Here is a 20,916-nt window from a genome sequence, read left to right as displayed (position 1 = left end):
TATGATATCAAAGCCTTTTCCAAAAGGATTCCTGACAAGCGCCCATCAATTGTTACCAGCGGGGGCAGGCGCGGGACCAGCTTTTTCTGTCTGAACCGTGCTGTCCCAGTTTGCTTTCGCTTTGTCGATTTCCTCTTGTGTCAACGGTTCCCCCACCGCAAAGCTGTTGATGATTTTGCCTAGTGTGACAGTGTCAAAATCATCCCGTGCGTACATTTCTACTGTGAATCCTTTCTCCTCCCAGATGACAATACCGTTCGCGAAATAGACCTTAGTTCCATCAATCACCTCTGTTTTGACCGGGCCCGTGGTTCCGATGCCATTTTCACCACCCTGAGAGATCAGGAAATTAACCGTTTTTTCGCCTTGCTTGTATTGTGCTTCCACCATGGTTTTACCGTGAATGACCGTGTTGACGTATTCAAAGTCAGCTACCCAGGAGGGTGCCGGGAAATTCATGCCGATTGCGGAGCGAGCTTCTTGCAGTGTCAGTTTGGGACTTGCCGGCAATTCAACCACACCGGATTCCGCTCCTCTATCCTGTCCAGCGGATGCGTTCGCTCCGGGAACCGGCAGTTCCTTGTCATATTGGACAATTTCCATATTGCCCACCTGAAAACGTGCCAAAATCGATTGAATCATTTCTTGCGCGTATGAGGTCGTCGAAAGCGCACCGCCAATGAGAACTACCGCAGCCACAGCCGCAGCGGCTGTTTTCCATTTTCTTTTCATCATCGTGATCCCATCCTTTTTTGTATGTTGAGGTTGAATGTTTCCCGTCTCGATTTTGTTTACCAGACGCTTGTAAATCCGCTCTTTGGCCAAGGTGTTATCGGTCTCCGTATTTTCAAGGAGATCCACGACGTCTTTATATGCTTTCGGATCATGTTTTTCACTCATCCCTGAACCTACCTGCCTCCAAGATTTTTTGTAACTTTTTTAAACTCCTGTAGACCACAACACCGATGTTGGACTCGCTTACACCCATGAGCACGGCAATCTCAGCGTTTTTCAGACCGGCCGCGTATTTCATTGCGATGATATTGCGTTCTTTATCACGCAGCTTTGCCAATGCTTGAAACAATACCTGATGATCATCCTCCCGAATGGCCAGCTCTTCGGGAGATGGCTTAGGCAGGATCAGCTCGGTAATGGAATCCAGTGAAAAATGGAATCTTTTTTTCCGGGTGCGATAGTAATCTGTGACCGTATTTCTGACAATCGCAAACAGCCATACATCAAATTTGGCTTTTTCCGCTGAGAAGCTGTGGTATTTGGAAATGACCGTTTCAAAAACTTGGCTGCAGATGTCTTCCGCTTCGTACTGATCGTGAATCCGATAGCAGATATACTTGTAAACGCGGTCGAAGTACAGTTCGTATAACTGAGAAAATTGATCTGCGGATAAAATGTCCTCATGGAGCCTGTCTTTTCTATTGTGGTAAATTTCCATAGTTACTCGAGCGCTCTCCAACTCCCCTCCTCCTTTCATTCATCAGTCCTATCAAGGAAATTTACATATGTTAATACGGTGTTTTGCGAAAAGCATTAACAAAACGCTTCGAAATTATTGTTTCCATGCCGAAAAACCCTCCCGGATTTCTCCGCCGGAGGGTATGCCTTTTACCGAAAGGATATCGTTTTAAAGGATATGGCGCCTGGCTGGTTTGTCTGGGAATCCCAAAGGCTTATTACAAACGCTCACTGCTATATGATTTGCTCGTTCTCCGAAATCATCAATTCGATACCGTTCGATCCGAAAATACGGATGACACGAACATACTGGTGAACAGGCAGGTCGGGAAACATAAACGCAATTTCACCGGTAGAAAATGACGACAGCCTGTGCGGAATCTCTTCCGGGATTCTCGCTAATTCACGGCGGATCGACGTTGCCTTTCGCCAGGGTACTTTGAAGTAAAATGTCGGGGATATCACGGACAAACACGCTCCTTCATGGGTTCACCTATTTTATCGGAGTGTGTTCGCATAAGAATGATACGAAAAAAGCCCTGGTTTCGCGGTGGTTTCGTGTATGGCATTGGGGGTAGTTTGTGCTAGGTTGTTCCATTGTTCCTGTTCATTTTGACGAACTCCTGCAACATCACGATACAAAAAAAGAACCGACAGCGCCATACAGCGTCCGGTTCCTTCAAACTTTCTTCTGCTTTTACTTATCTACAGATTTTTCATGCATCCTACTCTGGAATAAAACAATATACTTATCGAGTTGCTGACTTAATTCTACAACTTCATTGCTAGATAGACCCTCCTCTTTTGCTAATAGGACTAATTGTCCTCGTAATTTTTCAATAATCTTGCTCAATTCCGCTTTCTCATATCGTTTTTTTAATCCCTGTTTTATTTCTTGATCCTTGCCTTTATTTTTTGGAACGATGTATTCCGCTCTTGATGTTTCTTTTTTCAGGATACGTTTGGGAGAATCAACCTTTTTTATTTTCTTCTTCACAGCTCAGGTCTCCATATTTCCCTTTTTATGTAATTGATGTACAAATATAACTATACAGCCATCTCCCAAATTTACCCTATTCAAAATAACAGGAAATATCTTTTTTGGTATATTTCCGATAAACAAAGAAAAGGGGCATTTCCTAAGTCTATGTTAGACTTTCGGAATAGCCCCATTGTCCATTCTTTTATAAGGATACTGACTTTTATCAACCACCCATTCCATGAGTATAGATCGTCACCGTTTGTGGGTTAGCAGATGACCCTTCATTGTTTACAATTCCGCTTGATAAACTCAAAAGCAATGCAAATGCTAATAAAATTATTCTCGACTTCATTCTGTGTACCTCCCAATTATTTCATGATATATTCGTTTTTGTTTCTCTGTTGCTTGTTGACGGTATTCCCAGAACAATGCTGTACATCTTTTGAATGCTTGTTGATTCCTCAGCTTATCCGATAGGTCCAGACAGTATAATATTTCTTCTATTGCATTGGAGATAAACCCATTTTTTAACTCATATATCATTTTATGATAACGGAATTGATATTGTCTACTAATATTAACTTGGTCATTGTAGTTATAAAAACGCTCAATTTCTTCGGCATATTGTTCTAAAACAGGATTAATCAATATATCGTACTTACTAGCCGCCTCCATAATCGTTAAAAGTCCGGCTGGTATTTCCTCAGGATGCTTCGCTAGAAACTCTAAGTATTCAGGCAAAACATTGGTTTGCCCCATCAGCAAATCATAGGTGTACGAATTGGCCTTTGCCCAAATTTTAAACTTTTCAACCTCTCTATACCCCGTGCCATCCAATAACTCGAACCATCCTAGATCGGCATAGCCTTTCACATATAGCTTTGCTTCCCTATACAACCCTTGCATTTGTAACGCGACGCCTTTTGCAAGGAATCCTTGTCCATAATACACAACCAGGTGACGTTCCGTTCGAAGAGGCCCACAGATTTTACCGTTTTTTCGCTTACTCAACTCTTCTTGGTAAACCCTCATGGCTAGTGATCTTAACTCATCAGCATACTTCTCAACTTTCTTCCATTCTTGTAACATAAAACATGCATTTGCCAAATGAAGCAGCCCGTCCAATTGATAATTTTCCGGCAATCGATTTCGATAAGGCTCAAAGCGAATAATAGCTCTCCAATTTTCCTCCATGTTTTCCCCTTGCATCGCCCGAAACAATCGGTACTGACTGATTACAAAACGATCAGAATGACTATCTTTTTCACTATCAACTACGAATTGATAGAAAGGGATAGACTCTTTACGCTTTCCGCTCTCAAATAACTTTTCTGCCACTGAAAAGAGAATGTCCACATTTTTTCGATTATCCAGTAATTTTGAGACAACCTGTTCCACACAGCTCTGTTCACCAATCTCGGCGCATCGTATCAGATAACGCATCACGCGGGGACGCGATACTCTTTCGTTTGTAAAACACTCATCTACGTACAACTGATAGAGCCATCCAGGAGACTGCCCAAAAACCACCGCTAAAGCGTCAAGCTGTCCTATAGTCATCGGTCGATTACCACGAAAAATATCACTCAAATGTCCATGATTAATGCCGGACAATTTACTTAGTTTACTTAACGTATAACCGTACTGCCTTTGCTTCCTCTCGATTTCTAACCGCAACGAGCTTTGCAAATTTTCTTGCAGGGCCATAGAAATACACCTCCCAACTACCAAAATAGTGAATATGATTTTATTTCATATACTGAATGTTTTTATAATGTTTAACCAATTTTACAATAAATACCACAAACATACAAGTTTTGCCAATAACCGTAGGAACTACGGGGATAGTCTGGTAAATTTCTCTCGGTTACGAGAGATTACCCAAGATTCCTCCACTTCAAGGCGTTAGCCTAAGTGTGGGAGTGTTCAAAAACGGGTCAATATACAAAAACAACGCAGGAAGCCGTGTGGCTTAACCCTGCGTTGTTCTTGGTTTTTTTATGGCGTCCCCGAGAGGATTCGAACCTCCGACCTACAGTTTAGGAAACTGACGCTCTATCCTGCTGAGCTACGGGGACATCGTTCACTTGTTTATTCTTCATTTATTATAGGGCGATTTTGCTCATTTTGCAAACAAAGAACCAGTGAGCCTGGCCCCTGGTTCCTTGTCGCTTCTGTTTGTATTTCAACAGCTTTGTTCAATTATGTGTAAACTGCTCCTCTTCGGTAGAGCCGGTCAAAGCGGTTGTCGAAGAAGTGCCGCCGGCGATCACCTGCGCGACCTCGTCGAAATACCCGGTGCCCACCTCCCGCTGATGGCGGGTGGCGGTGTAGCCGTATACTTCGCTGGAAAACTCCGCTTGCTGCAGCTCCGAGTAGGCGGCCATCCCCCGGTCGCGGTAGCCCCGTGCCAGCTCGAACATGCTGTAGTTCAGGGCGTGGAAACCAGCCAGGGTGACAAACTGGAATTTGTATCCCATCTCCCCGAGTTCATGCTGGAAGCGAGCGATCTCCTCCTCGCCCAGCTTCTTCTTCCAGTTGAACGAAGGCGAGCAGTTGTACGCCAGCAATTTTCCCGGAAACTGTGCGTGAATCGCCTCGGCAAAACGGCGTGCCTCCTCCAGGTTGGGCTCAGATGTCTCGCACCAGATCAGATCGGCGTAGGGGGCGTAGCTGAGCCCTCGGGAGATGGCTGCATCCAGTCCGCCTTTCATCCGGAAAAAGCCTTCGGTTGTCCGTTCCCCTGTGAGAAATGGCTTATCATGATCGTCGATGTCGCTGGTGATCAAAAAGGCTCCGTTGGCATCGGTACGGGCGACGATTACGGTAGGGACGCCCATCACGTCAGCGGCAAAGCGGGCAGCCGTCAGATTGCGGATGGCCGCCTGAGTCGGGATCAGGACCTTGCCGCCCATGTGACCGCATTTTTTCTCGGAGGCGAGCTGATCCTCAAAATGGACGCCAGATGCCCCCGCTTCGATCATTCCTTTCATCAGTTCAAAGACATTGAGCGGTCCGCCAAAGCCAGCCTCTGCGTCCGCGACGATGGGAGCAAACCAGTAGGTGTCGCCTGTCCCCTCTGATTGCTGGATCTGATCAGCACGCTGCAGCGCCTGGTTGATTCGTTTGACGACCTGCGGGACGCTGTTGGCCGGATAAAGGCTTTGGTCCGGATACATTTGTCCGGAGAGGTTGGCATCGGCCGCAACCTGCCAGCCGCTCAGATAGATCGCCTTTAGCCCCGCTTTCACCTGCTGTATCGCCTGATTGCCCGTCAAAGCCCCCAGTGCCTTGATGTGATGCTCGGTGTGCAGCAAATTCCACAGACGCTCCGCACCAATACGAGCCAGCGTATGGTCAATCTGAACCGAACCGCGCAGACGTACAACATCTTCTGCCGTGTACGGCCGTACGATCCCCTTGAAACGATCTGTCTTCCAGCTTTGCTCTACTTGTGTGATGGCTTCCTGTCTGTTCATCTTCTCCCACTCCTTTTTATCCTTACAAATTTTTTTATCCTTACAAATAGGTATAGCCCGGTATGGTTAAAAACTCGGAAAACTCATCGGCTGTCACCAACTGCTGGAACAGCTCTCCCGCCAGCTTGTATCTGCCGGTCTCGTAGCGCTCCAGACCGATTTCCTGTTTAATGGTCTGCAATTCCTCAGCCAACCATTGATTGACGAGTGCGAGGGTAATCTTCCGTCCATCCGGCAAAACTCCCCGGCGATGTCGGATCCACTGCCAGACCTGTGCGCGGGATATTTCTGCAGTGGCCGCGTCTTCCATCAGGTGGTTGATCGGCACTGCGCCATAGCCCCTGAGCCAAGCTTCGATGTAGAGAATCCCCACTCGGATATTGGTGCGGACACCTTCCTCTGTAATCTGTCCCTCGGGAATGGCCAGCAGATCGGCTGCCGTCACTTGCACATCGTCTCGTTTGTACCAAATCTGATTGGGCTCAGGCATCAGGCGGTCAAAGACTTCCATCGCGACGGGAACCAATCCGGGGTGAGCGACCCAGGTGCCATCGTGGCCGTCGTACGCCTCCCTTTCCTTGTCTGCCCGCACTTTTACCACTGCCTCTTCATTTTTTGCCGGGTCATTTTTCACCGGGATCTGTGCTGCCATACCGCCGATGCATGGTGCCTGCCGCTTGTGGCAGGTCTTCACCGCCAGCGTGGTATAGGCGCGCATGAAAGGCACCGTCATGGTTACCTGCGCTCTGTCTGGAAGAATCACATCCGGATGATTGCGCAGTTTTTTGATGTAGCTGAAAATATAATCCCAGCGGCCGCAGTTGAGCCCTGCGCTGTGCTCCTTTAACTCGTAAAGGATTTCATCCATTTCAAACGCGGCCAGGATGGTTTCAATCAAGACGGTTGCCCTGATCGTCCCCCGCGGGATGCCCAGTTCATCCTGGGCAAAGCAGAAGACGTCGTTCCACAGCCTGGCCTCGAGATGATTCTCCAGCTTCGGCAGATAGAAATAGGGGCCGCTCCCCTGTTCCAGCAGTGTCCGCGCGTTGTGGAAGAAATAAAGGCCAAAATCGAACAGGCTGCCAGACATCGGCTTTCCCTGAATACGCAGATGCTTTTCCTCGAGATGCCAGCCGCGCGGCCTTACGATCAGGACTGCCGTTTTTTCCTGTAGAGCGTATTTCTTTCCTTCCGGGCTGGTATACGAGATGGTCTTGTTGACCGCATCCCGCATATTGATTTGCCCTTCAACCGTATTAGCCCAGGTCGGTGAATTGGCATCTTCAAAATCGGCCATGAACAAACGGGCTCCGGAGTTGCACGCATTGATCACCATTTTGCGGTCGCCGGCAGGTCCGGTGATTTCGACTCTTCGGTCAAGCAAATCAAGCGGCAAAGAGTTGATCTGCCAATCTCCGTTGCGAATATGGGCCGTCTCCGGCAAAAAATCAGGCAATTGCCCAGCATCGATCTTCGCTTGCTTCTCTTTGCGCAGCTCTATCAGTTCACGTCTTCTGCTCCCGAACTGCTGCTCCAGTTTGACGAGAAAGGATATCGCCTGCGGGGTCAAAATATCGGCATAGGATGGCGGCAGTTCTCCTGTTATCAAAATATCCGTTGGGAATTGATCAACGCGCATGGCAGTCAATCTGGCTCCTCCTCCCTGTTTTAGAGAATAGTTATGATACAGATGTTCATTCAAAAATCTATTATAGTACAGCGTGATCAAAAAAAAGGGTCAATCCAATAGCCCGCTTCCACTGCAATGGCTGCAGCTCACACACCCCTCTCCGTGGCATTGGTGACATGCAGTCCCGTGGTCATCATGTCCCGAGCCGCTGCATTGCGGACAATTTTGTTCGCCATTTCCTTCACAACGATTACAATTCATGTGCAATTCCCTCCACTCTCTGTTTTATTACAATGACTTTTGATTTGTGGTTATTATATAACAGAAAAATCTGTTGTGCAACAATTTTTAGAAAAATTCAATTCCTCCCTTTTTCACGCGTTTTCTCCGATTAGAAAAACTTGGCTTATCGCCAAGTCAAATAGCGAAGGCCTTCGTTTTTCTTATACTTTCATCATTTAATGCGTTAGCGAATTTGAACTTTCCGAAAGTAATCGAGTAGGAGGGGGTGGCTAACCCCCGTCCTCTCACACCACCGTACGTACCGTTCGGTATACGGCGGTTCACCAAGCTTGACGAATGTCAAAATATCGCTGTGTTAAGCTTTTGAGCCCTTGTTGTTGCCAGTAGGCAATGCCGAGGGCTTTGTGTATATGCGGAGTCTTTGTAGTACGCCATGCCCCCTTGCGGGTGTTTGCAATTTCAATTGCTTTTGTGTGAGATATACCAAGAGAACGGAGTTCTCGATATCTGGTTCTCACTCGTTTCCACTGCGTCCACAAGCAAAGACGGAGCCTACGCCTTGTCCATTCCTCAATGGATTGTAAGATTCCCTTTGCGTCTGCAAGGGCAAAATATCCAATCCAACCCATGAGATACTGGTTTAACCTTTCAACCCGTTCCTCAAGCGAGATACTCCACACTGGATTCGTGATCGTGCGGATTTTCTCTTTTAACTTGAGAAGGGATTTTGGGTGGATACGAACCGTTGTCTGTTTTACGAAAGTAAAACTAAAGCCAAGGAATTTACGTTTCCACGGCCGGTCCACCGCACTTTTCTCCTCATTTACTTTTAGCCTAAGCACCTTTTCCAAGTAATCTTTCATGCTCTTCTTAACCCGTTCTCCTGCTCGTCTTGTTTTCACGTAGACGTTGCAATCGTCCGCATAGCGGCAAAAGCGATGTCCCCTCTTTTCTAATTCCTTATCCAGATCATCAAGCAAGATATTTGCTAATAGTGGGCTTAGCGGTCCACCTTGCGGTGTCCCCTCACTTGAGGTAGTACAGATTCCTTTTATCATGACACCTGCGTTTAGATAGGATCGAATCAGCTTTAGAAGGCGCTTGTCTTGGATTTTACGAGCCACGCGGCTCATCAGGATATCATGGTTGACACGATCAAAGAATTTCTCTAGATCGATGTCCACCACGAATCTGTATCCTTCCCTGATATACGCTTGCGCTTTCCTTACTGCCATGTGGGCGCTACGTTTCGGGCGAAATCCGTAACTGGACTCCGAGAAGGTGGGATCGAAGATCGGTGTTAATACTTGGAGGATGGCTTGCTGGATGAAGCGGTCCACCACGGTGGGAATGCCTAATAACCTTACGCCTCCGTCAGGTTTCGGGATTTCGACTCTGCGGACAGGTGAAGGTCGATAGGTTCCTCTTTCCAATTCCTCACGGATAGTTTGCCAGTGTTCGTGTAGATAGTCGCGTAGTTGTTCGGTTGAAACACCATCGACTCCACCAACACCTTTGTTTGCTTCTACTCGTTGAAGTGCCATCCGTAAGTTTTCCCGTGATAAAACTTTCTCCAGCAAGTCCATAACGATATTCCTTCCTTCGCACATGCGGGTTCCGTGTTTGCTGAACGATACTCAGCCCTCTTTTTTGTACCCTCGGGGCTTCACCCCTGCTCTTCAAAAGTAGTTCCTTTCTGGAATTCTGCTTCGACGTATCGTAACAAAAGACATGGATCGCGTGCTGACTTGATGTTCAGCCCTTCCCCATTCAAGCGTCCTCTACTCGGGTACTATGGCCTCTGCTGACTTCTGCATGTTCAGCGCCTCCTTACGGAGGCGGTTACCAACAGTTGAAGGCGTTCCATGCAGACCTCCCCAGGTAAGAACGATAACTTTCATCCCATGTACCTGCCCAAGTTTACTGCTGTATCCCTTGGCTGTATGGGGCTTTGTCTTGTTTAGCAGACTCGCCCGAATACAACAGCCTCAAATTGGGTTCGTGTACCTCAGGTCGGGATTTTGCCGCTGGCTTCCTTCAGATTCGACCTCACGGTCGACACCCTTGCCTTGAGCTAACGGTTGGGACAGCCACCCCCCGTTCGGGACTTCCACCCTATAGCTATCGCCCATGCTGGGCGCACTAAAAAAACAACTTCCTGTAATCGTACAGAAAGTTGTTTGGCTTGATGCTTTGAAGATGTCGGCTGTATCTGAAGCTGTTTACTTTGGTGCGATTTTCTCCATTCCGCCGAAATACGGACGCAAAACCTCCGGGATCACGACCGATCCATCCTCCTGCTGGTAGTTTTCCATCAGAGCAGCCACTGTGCGGCCGATGGCCAATCCCGATCCGTTCAGTGTATGAACGAACTCCGGCTTCGATTTTGTGTCGCGGCGGAAGCGGATGTTGGCCCGACGTGCCTGGAAATCTTCAAAGTTGGAGCAAGACGAAATCTCCCGGTAGGTGTTGTAGCTTGGAATCCACACTTCCAGGTCGTACTTTTTCGCTGCCGTAAAACCGAGATCACCTGTACACATGCTCATGACACGGTATGGCAAACCGAGAAGCTGCAGGACCTTTTCTGCGTTTTTCACCAGTTTTTCTAGCTCTTCATAGGAGTCCTCCGGCTTGACGAACTTCACCATCTCTACTTTGTTAAACTGATGCTGACGAATCAGTCCGCGGGTATCTCGGCCAGCCGAGCCTGCTTCCGAGCGGAAACATGCGCTGTAAGCAGCATAGTAACGTGGCAGATCAGCCCCATCGAGAATTTCATCACGATGCATGTTGGTCACAGGCACCTCTGCTGTCGGGATCAGGAAATAATCCGGTCCTTCCAGCTTGAACGCATCTTCCTCAAATTTAGGCAGTTGTCCGGTACCTGTCATGCTGGTCCGGTTGACGATATACGGAGGCAACAGCTCTTCATAACCGTGTTCGCTCGTATGCAGATCAAGCATGAAGTTCATCAGCGCACGCTCCAGGCGGGCACCCAATCCTTTGTAAAATACAAAACGGCTACCCGTCACCTTGGCCGCGGTTTCGAAATCAATAATGCCCAGTTCCTGCCCCAGCTCCCAGTGCGGTTTTGGTTCAAAGGAGAAGTTTTTCGGCTCGCCCCACGTCCACGCGACCACATTGTCATCTTCCGAAGTACCGATCGGAGCGCTCTCATGCGGCAGATTGGGTAGGCTCAACAGAATTTGCTCCAATTGATCATCCAACTGGCGCAGTTCTTCGTCCAGCACCTTGATGCGATCATTCACCTCTTTCATCTCGGCAATCAGATGATCAGCATTTTCCTTGTTGCGCTTTAAAACTGCTACCTGCTCCGATACGGTATTCCGTTTATTTTTCAGCCCTTCTGCTTCCTGAATTAATTGACGGCGCTTCTCATCCACATCAGCAAACTGATCCAAAGCAGAAATATCTTCATTGCGATTCGCCAAACGGCGTCTTACTCCTTCTAAATCGTTACGCAACACTTTTACGTCTAACATAAAAACCCCTCCAACTTCGCTGATTCTTGGTTATGAAATGAAAAAACACCCGTCCCCTTGGTAAGGGACGAGTGCTATTATACCCGCGTTGCCACCCTTGTTGATACACGCCCACCATCCACGACCGGACATGTACCCGCTTCGATCCGCCGTAACGGGGCGGGGCCGTGCAAAGTTTATCCTTTGCCACTCGGAGATGGATTCTTTTGCAGACCGGATCGGTTTTCACCTGCCACCGACTCTCTGGACCAGCTCTTGCAAAATACTAGTCTCCTCATCGCGTTTCTGTATTTCTGTGAAAAACGCCTGGACGTTTTTTATTAAACGTAACCTAAGACTGCTTGCGATCAGGAAAAACGGTTTTGCCCGTTTTGTTATCTTCTATTGTTAACTGTACTACAGGTTCTATACCTGTGTAAAGAAGTCGAAAAAAACCGGCACCATTTGGGCACCGGTCTACCAACACTGTATGATTTTTAGCCGCGATATTCCTTTACCATGTCAACAAAGTATTTGTGCATACGCGCATCCTCTGTCAACTCGGGATGGAATGCTGCTGCTAAATAATGTCCTTCCCTAGCTGCCACTATCTTTTCTTCGTACTTGGCAAGAACTTGACCGGTTTCGCCTACTTCCATGATATATGGCGCACGGATGAAAACGGCCGGGTAATCAGCCGCAACACCTGCAATGGGGAGTTCTACTTCAAAGCTGTCTTTCTGACGGCCAAATGCGTTTCGTTCTACTTTGACATTCATTAATCCAAGGTGAACATCATCCTGGCCATGAATGCGCTTGGCAAGCAAGATAGCACCTGCACACGTGCCGAAGATCGGTTTCCCTGCTTGTCCAAACTGACGAAGCGCTTCGGTAAAGCCGTATTTATGCATAAGCTTGCTGATGGTCGTGCTTTCCCCGCCAGGAAGTACGATTCCGTCCAGATCTTCAAGCTCTTCTACTTTCTTAACCGCTACGGCAGTCGCCCCTGCTTCCTCCAGCATGCGAATATGCTCAGCGACAGCTCCCTGCAAGGAAAGAACGCCAATTTTCATCTTTGGTCACCCTACCATCCGCGCTCTTGCATGCGATCTTGTTCACGCAGCTTGGAGATTTCCAGACCTGGCATTGCGGTACCCAGACCTTTGGATACACGGGCAATCAACTCGTAGTCGTTGTAGTGAGTCGTCGCTTCTACGATGGCCCTTGCAAATTTCTCCGGGTTTTCCGATTTGAAGATGCCGGAGCCGACAAATACGCCGTCCGAGCCCAGATGCATCATGAGAGCAGCATCGGATGGAGTAGCCACGCCACCTGCTGCAAAGTTGACGACTGGCAGCTTGCCGTTGTTATGCACATATTCGAGCAGCTCATACGGAGCTCCCAGATTTTTCGCTTCCGCCATCAATTCATCATAGGACATGCTTTGGACTTTGCGGATTTGGGATTGCATGGTACGCATGTGGCGAACGGCCTCCACAATGTTTCCTGTACCTGGTTCTCCTTTGGTCCGAATCATCGATGCGCCTTCACCGATACGCCGCAGGGCTTCACCCAGATCGCGGGCACCGCAGACGAATGGAACGGTGAATTCTTTTTTATTGATATGGAACAGGTCATCAGCAGGCGTAAGCACTTCACTCTCGTCGAGATAGTCTACACCCAAGGATTCCAGAACACGAGCTTCTACAAAATGGCCAATTCGGGCTTTCGCCATAACCGGAATAGAAACAGCCTTCAATACGTCTTCGACGATACTCAGATCCGCCATACGCGCTACGCCGCCGGCTGCACGGATATCTGATGGTACACGCTCCAGTGCCATAACCGCAACGGCACCGGCAGCTTCTGCGATTTTCGCTTGTTCGGCATTGACAACGTCCATAATGACGCCGCCTTTTTGCATTTCCGCCATCCCTCTTTTAACGCGGGAAGTTCCTACTTGCACCATTTTATTTGCCCCCTACCCTATGTTCTAAAGCCCAGTACTTTCACTGGAATGGTTGTCTTTATATTCACCATTGTAATGCATATTTGAATTGGGGTACAACCTCTTTATTTTCCCGTGATGCTGCTGAAAATATTACCAAAGAATTGAATAATGCTGCGGAAAAACAGTCGAATCCAACTGGCTTCTTCTACGTCCTGTCCCGCCACGAGATTCACGCCAGCATTTGTCATATCTTCCGGCTGCAGAAAGTCTCCTTCTTTTAGGCCTTCTTCCTGAAAGACGACCCTTCCGATTACCTGGTCTTTTTTCAGCGGCGCCGTCAGATCCTGAAAAGTTGCAGCCGGCGTATACTTGGTTTCGGTTCCAATTTTGCTGAGTGTCATCACGGTATCTGCTGTCACCGCTGGAACGGTTAATTCCACACCATTTTTCACAGGCGCATTCTCAAAGCCTGCTACCTGGACACCCTTGTCCAGTTGTTTGGTCAGTTTGAAGTTGCTAAAGCCGTAGTCGAACAGCTTTTTGGTCTCATCAAACCTCTTGGTGATATTGCCGTTGGAGCCACCAGCTCCCATCACGACACTGATGAGTCGCATATTGTCTCGTGAGGCCGTTCCCGTGAAGCAATAGCCTGCTCCCATCGTGTATCCGGTTTTTAAACCGTCAACACCTTCGTAGTAGTTATTGAGACCAGGCAGCATCCAGTTATTGTTTGCTTTTTTGATTTCATTGGGTGCACCTGCCCGGAAGGTTAAACGTGGAATTTTGGAGATTTCCAGAGCTTCCGGATAATCACGGATCAACGCTCTCGCCAGAATTGCCGTATCACGAGCAGACATCAAGTTTTCTTTCTGATCGGATTTAATCGAGTAAGGCCCCAGTTCATCAGCAGGTAAACCGGTGGACGTCAAATACTTTGTATTTTTCATTCCCAGTTCCTGTGCCTTCTTATTCATCATAGCCACAAAGTTTGCTTCACTGCCGGCAATTTTTTCTGCGAGCAGAACGGTAGCGTCATTTGCCGACAAGACCGCCATTGCTTTGTAAAGCTCTCTGACCGTATGGGTTTCTCCCATATTCAGATAAACACCGGAAGAGTCCGGCATTTTCGCAATATAAAATGCGTAGTCACTTACCGGAACTTTATCATCCCAGCTAATTTTCTTTTGTTTGACTGCTTCATTGACCAGATACTCGGTCATGATTTTACTCATGCTGGCAGGGGGCAGCGGTTGATCTGGATTTGAGCTGTACAGCACCTTCCCTGTTGATACTTCAACCAGTATGGCCGAGCTGGCAGCAAGCTGCAAATCTGCTTGCGGAGCAGCGCCTGCACTTGCCGACATGGAACCCCAAGCCGTCATAAAAACAGCGACAGAAAGGAATAGACCCGTCAATCGCTTTGTCCATGTTCTTCGTTTCATATGAATCTCTCACCCTCCCACTTCTGTCGGTCTTGGCCATGATTGGCACGGACACACAGTTGTAAGTGTACCATAGATAGGGACCCTACTTGAAGCTTGTTTCCATCAGTTCCCTTATCGAAATGGCTATAATAAAACCTCTTTCTGCTTGAGAAAGAGGTTATTGATTCAATAGTCCTAGGAGATTGTGTAGTTCGGTGCTTCTTTGGTGATTTGTACATCATGCGGATGGCTCTCTCGCAGTCCTGCTCCGGTAATCCGAATGAACTGGGAGTTTTCGATCAGCTCTTTGATCGATTTGGTTCCGCAATAACCCATACCAGCGCGGAGGCCTCCCATGAGCTGATACACAACCTCGGACAGCGATCCTTTGTATGGAACACGTCCCTCAATTCCTTCTGGAACGAGTTTTTGTTCATTTTCTTGGAAATAGCGATCCTTACTGCCGGCTTTCATCGCGCCGATGGAGCCCATCCCACGGTATACCTTGAAGCGACGGCCTTGGAAAATCTCAAATTCACCAGGGCTTTCTTCTGTTCCCGCAAACAAGCTGCCGATCATAATGGCCGAGGCACCTGCACCGATTGCTTTTGGCAAATCGCCGGAGTATTTAATCCCGCCATCGGCAATAATTGGAATATTGTACTCACGAGCAACGCGCGCACAGTCGTTGATCGCTGTAATTTGCGGAACACCGATACCCGCTACGACACGAGTGGTACAGATTGACCCAGGTCCGATACCCACTTTTACAACGGAAGCCCCTGCTTCAATCAGATCCCGTGTGGCCTCTCCCGTCGCTACGTTCCCTGCTACGATGGTGAGATCCGGATATGCTTTGCGAAGTTGTTTCACTGTGTTGCTTACGTTGATGTGATGGCCATGCGCTGTATCCACGACCAATACGTCGATTCCCGCGTTCACCAGTGCTTCTGCACGTTCAAACGTATCATTTGAAACGCCAATCGCCGCACCACAGAGAAGACGTCCTTGCTGGTCTTTGGCTGCATTCGGATATTGGATGGCTTTTTCAATATCCTTGATGGTGATCAAGCCTTTCAATACGTTATGCTCGTCCACCAATGGAAGCTTTTCAATCTTGTATTTCTGCAAAATAGCTTCAGCCTGATGCAAGGTTGTACCCACAGAGGCTGTTACCAGGTTTTCTTTTGTCATCACATCTTTGATCGGAATCGAAAAGTCATGAACAAAACGCAGGTCGCGGTTTGTCAGAATCCCGACCAGGTGATTTTGGCTGTCTACAATCGGAACGCCGGAGATGCGGTATTTTCCCATCAACGCATCGGCGTCTGCGACAGTGTGCTCCGGACTGAGGGAAAACGGGTTGGTGATTACACCACTTTCAGAGCGTTTTACCCGGTCAACTTCACTCGCTTGTTGCTCGACTGTCATGTTCTTGTGAATGATTCCAATTCCACCTTGTCTGGCCATCGCAATCGCAAGTGCAGACTCTGTCACTGTATCCATGCCGGCACTGATCAGCGGAATGTTCAAGGTAACCTTTTCGCTCAGTTTTGTGGTTGTATCGACATCACGAGGTAAAATTTCTGATTTTCCCGGAATGAGGAGAACGTCATCAAACGTTAAGCCCTCTTTCACGAATTTGTCTTCCCGCACAGTAATGAGCTCCTTTCGCCAAAATGTTTTATGCAAGTGTAACAAACGGCTTAATTTACTGTCAAGGCAAGCTTTAAATGTTCGGTTATATAATCAATTATCCAGACAAATCAAAAAAATAAACAAGAAAGCGCTCTCATTCACGAATGTTAGAAAGGTGATTATGATGGAAGCTTGGTCCTATCTGCGATTACTGGAAACAGAACCAGCCGCTCGTTCCTTTTTACAGGAAAGCTATCAAAAGAAAGGCTTGGCTCATGCTGAACGCCTTGCTTTTCAACAAAGCACCCGCTTTTTGTATACCTGGAAACAGGCTCGCTTGTTTTACGAATCGGCAGGAAAGGCGGCACTCTCGATTAGGCCTCTGCTTTTGTTTTACGGCTGCATTCATCTTTTGAAGGGCTGGCTGATTGTCATGGACCCCGATTATCCGCAAAACAGCAAAGTGCTTCAGCATGGCGTAACCACCCGAAAAGTAAAACGAAGCCATTATCAATTTTTGAAAGATGAGGTACGTCCACAAAAAGAAGGTCTCTTTTCGCACCTTGCCGGGCTTCTCACGGTATCTCCGCTGCAAGACCGGTATGGGATGCGAGAATTGTTTTCCTATTTGCCAGCGTTACGCGAACCATTACAAGCAGTCACAGACTTCCCTTCTCCCTGGGTTGCCATTCTCTCAAGCAAGTTGGTGGATCAAGATAAGAAGGAAGAGCTCTATGCTCTTCAATTTCCTTCCGCGTTGGAGGGGGCATTGGCCTTTTCTGAGGAGACCTTTCGTCAATTCTTCAAACGGTTTCTCCAGAGTGACTCGCTCCCCTCCCTGCAATGGCTGCAGGGTCAGAAAACAATGGCAATCTCCTCCTCTCGGCTTTCCGTGCTAGAGGACCATCCGCTTTTGCGCTGCCAGCAGGGAACCTGGTATTTTTGGAACGGTGACAACGGTAGCCTTCCACTGCCTGAATGGGCTACCCACTATTTGCTGTTATACGTGCTGAGCATGCTCTCCCGATACGACACCGAGTGCTGGGGGGAATTAGTGTTGACGCACTCTTATTCAGAGCAGTTTTTGATCGAAACCTTTCTTGATTATCATGAAAAGGTGTTTGCTACGGTTATTATGGGGCAGATGCAAAAAAACAACACCTGACTTATCTGTAAGCTGGCGTTGTTTTGGCGAATATAGAAAAATCTTCCCGGATATTTCCGGGAAGACCATTCTCTTCGCGCCTTGAAAACTGGATATGCATGATTGCTAAAGGTTTGTGGATAAGTCCTCGACCGATTAGTATTCGTCAGCTCCACGCGTTGCCGCGCTTCCACACCGAACCTATCAACCTCATCGTCTATGAGGGGTCTTACCAGCTTGCGCTGTGGGAAGTCTCATCTTGGAGGGGGCTTCACGCTTAGATGCTTTCAGCGCTTATCCCTTCCGCACATAGCTACCCAGCTGTGCCACTGGCGTGACAACTGGTGCACCAGCGGTGCGTCCATCCCGGTCCTCTCGTACTAAGGACAGCTCTCCTCAAACTTCCTGCGCCCGCGACAGATAGGGACCGAACTGTCTCACGACGTTCTGAACCCAGCTCGCGTACCGCTTTAATGGGCGAACAGCCCAACCCTTGGGACCTACTTCAGCCCCAGGATGCGATGAGCCGACATCGAGGTGCCAAACCTCCCCGTCGATGTGGACTCTTGGGGGAGATAAGCCTGTTATCCCCAGGGTAGCTTTTATCCGTTGAGCGATGGCCCTTCCATGCGGAACCACCGGATCACTAAGCCCGACTTTCGTCCCTGCTCGACTTGTAGGTCTCGCAGTCAAGCTCCCTTCTGCCTTTACACTCTACGAATGATTTCCGACCATTCTGAGGGAACCTTTGGGCGCCTCCGTTACCTTTTAGGAGGCGACCGCCCCAGTCAAACTGCCCACCTGGCATGGTCCTCTCACCCGATCAGGGTGACGAGTTAGAAACTCCGTACATCAAGGGTGGTATCCCACCGACAGCTCCACAGAGGCTGGCGCCCCTGCTTCTCAGCTTCCCACCTATCCTGTACATGATGCACAAAGTTCCAATACCAGGCTACAGTAAAGCTCCATGGGGTCTTTCCGTCTTGTCGCGGGTAACCTGCATCTTCACAGGTATTATGATTTCACCGGGTCTCTTGCCGAGACAGCGCCCAAGTCGTTACGCCTTTCGTGCGGGTCGGAACTTACCCGACAAGGAATTTCGCTACCTTAGGACCGTTATAGTTACGGCCGCCGTTTACTGGGGCTTCGGTTCAAAGCTTCGCTTGCGCTAACCCATCCCCTTAACCTTCCAGCACCGGGCAGGCGTCAGCCCCTATACTTCGCCTTGCGGCTTCGCAGAGACCTGTGTTTTTGCTAAACAGTCGCTTGGGCCTTTTCACTGCGGCCCCCTCGGGCTATAAACCCTACCGGGGCGCCCCTTCTCCCGAAGTTACGGGGCCATTTTGCCGAGTTCCTTAGCAAGAGTTATCCCGCGCACCTTAGGATTCTCTCCTCGCCTACCTGTGTCGGTTTGCGGTACGGGCACCTTGTTCCTCGCTAGACGCTTTTCTTGGCAGTGTGAAATCAGGGACTTCGGTACTAAAATTTCCCTCGCCATCACAGCTTGCCCTTGATAGTGTGCGGATTTGCCTACACACCAGGCTTGCTGCTTGGACGGCCATCCAGTAGGCCGCTCACCCTATCCTCCTGCGTCACGCCATTGCTCAAACGGTACAGAGGTGGTACAGGAATATCAACCTGTTGTCCATCGCCTACGCCTTTCGGCCTCAGCTTAGGTCCCGACTAACCCTAGGAGGACGAGCCTTCCCCAGGAAACCTTAGGCTTTCGGTGGACAAGATTCTCACTTGTCTTTTCGCTACTTACACCGGCATTCTCACTTCCAAGCGCTCCACCGCTCCTTCCGGTACGGCTTCACTGCTGCTTGGAACGCTCCCCTACCCAGTCCATAAGGACTGCCATAGCTTCGGTGGTATGTTTAGCCCCGTTACATTTTCCGCGCAGAGTCACTCGACCAGTGAGCTATTACGCACTCTTTAAATGGTGGCTGCTTCTAAGCCAACATCCTGGTTGTCTGGGCAACTCCACATCGTTTCCCACTTAACATACACTTGGGGACCTTAGCTGATGGTCTGGGCTGTTTCCCTCTTGACGATGGATCTTAGCACTCATCGTCTGACTCCCGGACATAAGTCATTGGCATTCGGAGTTTGACTGAGTTCGGTAACCCGATGAGGGCCCCTAGCCCAATCAGTGCTCTACCTCCAAGACTCTAATTCCGAGGCTAGCCCTAAAGCTATTTCGGGGAGAACCAGCTATCTCCGAGTTCGATTGGAATTTCACCGCTAGCCACACCTCATCCCCGCACTTTTCAACGTGCGTGGGTTCGGGCCTCCAGTAGGTGTTACCCTACCTTCACCCTGGACATGGCTAGATCACACGGTTTCGGGTCTACGGCAACGTACTTGCGCCCTATTCAGACTCGCTTTCGCTGCGGCTCCGTCTCTTCGACTTAACCTCGCACGCTACCGTAACTCGCCGGTTCATTCTACAAAAGGCACGCCGTCACCCATAGATCGGGCTCCGACTATTTGTAAGCACACGGTTTCAGGTACTATTTCACTCCCCTCCCGGGGTGCTTTTCACCTTTCCCTCACGGTACTGGTTCACTATCGGTCGCTAGGTAGTATTTAGCCTTAGCAGATGGTCCTGCCAGATTCACACGGGATTTCACGTGTCCCGCGCTACTCGGGGTGGGTCTCGGAGAGACGCGCGTTTGGGCTACGCGACTGTCACGCTCTATGGTCAGCTTTCCCAAACTGTTCACCTACGCGCGTCTTTTGTAACTCCATGTGAGACGCCCCACAACCCCGCCAGGTAAACCTGACGGTTTAGGCTCTTCCGCGTTCGCTCGCCGCTACTGACGGAATCACTATTGTTTTCTCTTCCTCCGGCTACTTAGATGTTTCAGTTCACCGGGTCTGCCTTCTCGTATCCTATGTATTCAGATACGGATACCATCCCATTACGGATGGTGGGTTTCCCCATTCGGAGATCCCCGGATCAAAGCGTGCTTACCGCTCCCCGAGGCTTATCGCAGTTCGCTGCGTCCTTCTTCGGCTCCTAGCGCCAAGGCATCCACCGTGTGCCCTTAGTAACTTAACCACATTTGGTTAGTACTAATAGTACTTACACTTTAAATATCCTTAGCAATTACATGCATTATCCAGTTTTCAAAGAACGACGACGCACAGGATGTGCTAGCGTCTGCGTTACCTCAGGACGAGGTGCTTTTAGCAGACGGTCCTTTGCGTCCGCCTGGCAACGTCCTACTCTCCCGGTCCCCTGCGGGACAAGTACCATCGGCGCTGGAGGGCTTAACGGCCGTGTTCGGTATGGGAACGGGTGTGTCCCCTCCGCCATCATCGCCAGACTCGTAGGATGCGGGTCGTTCTGCGTTCCGACAGGACGTCGGTGCTTTTAGCAGAACCTCCTTATAAAAAGGCATCCATGCTTATGAACTTGAAGGAAATGCATCCTTCAAAACTGAACAGCGAACGGGCGTTTTTCC

14 protein-coding genes, 1 tRNA gene, 2 rRNA genes and 1 other annotated feature are annotated in these 20,916 nt (G+C 48.9%); of the genes, 1 reads left to right on the top strand and 16 read right to left on the bottom strand.

What is annotated here, in order from left to right; all coding sequences use genetic code 11:
- Window positions 1-45 precede the first annotated feature (45 nt).
- The 14 genes from NDK47_RS00160 to guaB form a co-directional block, all read right to left on the bottom strand.
- Window positions 46-900, bottom strand: a complete 855-nt coding sequence (locus NDK47_RS00160) for a hypothetical protein (RefSeq protein ID WP_251872920.1) — start codon at window positions 898-900, stop codon at window positions 46-48.
- The gene (locus NDK47_RS00155; protein WP_251872919.1) at window positions 893-1,474 is read right to left on the bottom strand and encodes a sigma-70 family RNA polymerase sigma factor; all 582 of its coding nucleotides are present in this window, start codon (window positions 1,472-1,474) and stop codon (window positions 893-895) included. The genes NDK47_RS00160 and NDK47_RS00155 overlap by 8 nt, the downstream gene beginning before the upstream one ends.
- A 233-nt stretch (window positions 1,475-1,707) precedes the next feature.
- A complete protein-coding gene (locus NDK47_RS00150) occupies window positions 1,708-1,938 on the bottom strand; it encodes a hypothetical protein (RefSeq protein ID WP_251872918.1) in 231 nt (76 codons plus the stop codon).
- 232 nt (window positions 1,939-2,170) lie between these two features.
- Window positions 2,171-2,470, bottom strand: coding sequence for an aspartyl-phosphate phosphatase Spo0E family protein (locus NDK47_RS00145; protein ID WP_251872917.1), 300 nt, complete (start codon window positions 2,468-2,470; stop codon window positions 2,171-2,173).
- A gap of 333 nt (window positions 2,471-2,803) precedes the next feature.
- On the bottom strand, window positions 2,804-4,162 hold the full coding sequence (locus tag NDK47_RS00140; protein ID WP_251872916.1) for a helix-turn-helix domain-containing protein: 1,359 nt from the start codon (window positions 4,160-4,162) through the stop codon (window positions 2,804-2,806).
- Between the two features lie 294 nt (window positions 4,163-4,456).
- Window positions 4,457-4,533 (bottom strand) — tRNA-Arg (locus NDK47_RS00135).
- Window positions 4,534-4,653: 120 nt separating this feature from the next.
- Window positions 4,654-5,934 (bottom strand): isocitrate lyase, encoded by a 1,281-nt coding sequence (aceA, locus tag NDK47_RS00130; RefSeq protein WP_251872915.1) that lies wholly within the window; start codon window positions 5,932-5,934, stop codon window positions 4,654-4,656.
- Between the two features lie 40 nt (window positions 5,935-5,974).
- A complete protein-coding gene (gene aceB / locus NDK47_RS00125; RefSeq protein ID WP_407653419.1) occupies window positions 5,975-7,573 on the bottom strand; it encodes a malate synthase A in 1,599 nt (532 codons plus the stop codon).
- A 554-nt stretch (window positions 7,574-8,127) separates the two neighbouring features.
- Window positions 8,128-9,393, bottom strand: coding sequence for a group II intron reverse transcriptase/maturase (gene ltrA, locus NDK47_RS00120; RefSeq protein WP_251871428.1), 1,266 nt, complete (start codon window positions 9,391-9,393; stop codon window positions 8,128-8,130).
- 636 nt (window positions 9,394-10,029) lie between these two features.
- Entirely contained in the window at window positions 10,030-11,310 is a 1,281-nt protein-coding gene (serS, locus tag NDK47_RS00115) for a serine--tRNA ligase (RefSeq protein WP_251872913.1), read from the bottom strand.
- A 60-nt stretch (window positions 11,311-11,370) separates the two neighbouring features.
- Window positions 11,371-11,597 (bottom strand) — a binding site (T-box leader).
- A 189-nt stretch (window positions 11,598-11,786) separates the two neighbouring features.
- Complete coding sequence (gene pdxT, locus NDK47_RS00110) at window positions 11,787-12,362, bottom strand: pyridoxal 5'-phosphate synthase glutaminase subunit PdxT (protein ID WP_251872912.1); 576 nt, start codon at window positions 12,360-12,362, stop codon at window positions 11,787-11,789.
- 11 nt (window positions 12,363-12,373) lie between these two features.
- Window positions 12,374-13,258 (bottom strand): pyridoxal 5'-phosphate synthase lyase subunit PdxS, encoded by an 885-nt coding sequence (pdxS, locus tag NDK47_RS00105; protein WP_251872911.1) that lies wholly within the window; start codon window positions 13,256-13,258, stop codon window positions 12,374-12,376.
- 104 nt (window positions 13,259-13,362) lie between these two features.
- Window positions 13,363-14,682 (bottom strand): D-alanyl-D-alanine carboxypeptidase family protein, encoded by a 1,320-nt coding sequence (locus NDK47_RS00100; protein ID WP_251872910.1) that lies wholly within the window; start codon window positions 14,680-14,682, stop codon window positions 13,363-13,365.
- 177 nt (window positions 14,683-14,859) lie between these two features.
- Window positions 14,860-16,320: an IMP dehydrogenase gene (gene guaB / locus NDK47_RS00095; RefSeq protein ID WP_251872909.1), complete on the bottom strand. Its 1,461-nt coding sequence runs from the start codon at window positions 16,318-16,320 to the stop codon at window positions 14,860-14,862.
- A gap of 166 nt (window positions 16,321-16,486) precedes the next feature.
- Between guaB and NDK47_RS00090 the strand changes: the two genes are divergently transcribed.
- Window positions 16,487-17,467 (top strand): YaaC family protein, encoded by a 981-nt coding sequence (locus NDK47_RS00090; protein ID WP_251872908.1) that lies wholly within the window; start codon window positions 16,487-16,489, stop codon window positions 17,465-17,467.
- Between the two features lie 115 nt (window positions 17,468-17,582).
- On the opposite strand, the gene NDK47_RS00085 is transcribed toward NDK47_RS00090, so the two are convergent.
- Both NDK47_RS00085 and rrf read right to left on the bottom strand, forming a co-directional pair.
- Window positions 17,583-20,510 (bottom strand): 23S ribosomal RNA (locus NDK47_RS00085).
- A 151-nt stretch (window positions 20,511-20,661) separates the two neighbouring features.
- A 5S ribosomal RNA gene (gene rrf / locus NDK47_RS00080) occupies window positions 20,662-20,778 on the bottom strand.
- Between the last annotated feature and the right edge of the window lie 138 nt (window positions 20,779-20,916).

The sequence above is a fragment of the Brevibacillus ruminantium genome (assembly GCF_023746555.1).
Taxonomy (GTDB): Bacteria; Bacillota; Bacilli; order Brevibacillales; family Brevibacillaceae; genus Brevibacillus; species Brevibacillus ruminantium.
The sequence above is the reverse complement of the archived record's forward strand: the minus strand, read 5'-3'. Positions and strand labels throughout refer to the sequence as shown.

Bases quoted from the DNA above. Each gene is read 5' to 3' on its own strand.
- ltrA (WP_251871428.1), bottom strand. From the start codon at position 9,393: ATGGACTTGCTGGAGAAAGTTTTATCACGGGAAAACTTACGGATGGCA.
- NDK47_RS00160 (WP_251872920.1), bottom strand. From the start codon at position 900: ATGAGTGAAAAACATGATCCGAAAGCATATAAAGACGTCGTGGATCTC.
- aceA (WP_251872915.1), bottom strand. From the start codon at position 5,934: ATGAACAGACAGGAAGCCATCACACAAGTAGAGCAAAGCTGGAAGACA.
- NDK47_RS00100 (WP_251872910.1), bottom strand. From the start codon at position 14,682: ATGAAACGAAGAACATGGACAAAGCGATTGACGGGTCTATTCCTTTCT.
- pdxT (WP_251872912.1), bottom strand. From the start codon at position 12,362: ATGAAAATTGGCGTTCTTTCCTTGCAGGGAGCTGTCGCTGAGCATATT.
- pdxS (WP_251872911.1), bottom strand. From the start codon at position 13,258: ATGGTGCAAGTAGGAACTTCCCGCGTTAAAAGAGGGATGGCGGAAATG.
- serS (WP_251872913.1), bottom strand. From the start codon at position 11,310: ATGTTAGACGTAAAAGTGTTGCGTAACGATTTAGAAGGAGTAAGACGC.
- NDK47_RS00090 (WP_251872908.1), top strand. From the start codon at position 16,487: ATGGAAGCTTGGTCCTATCTGCGATTACTGGAAACAGAACCAGCCGCT.
- aceB (WP_407653419.1), bottom strand. From the start codon at position 7,573: ATGCGCGTTGATCAATTCCCAACGGATATTTTGATAACAGGAGAACTG.
- NDK47_RS00140 (WP_251872916.1), bottom strand. From the start codon at position 4,162: ATGGCCCTGCAAGAAAATTTGCAAAGCTCGTTGCGGTTAGAAATCGAG.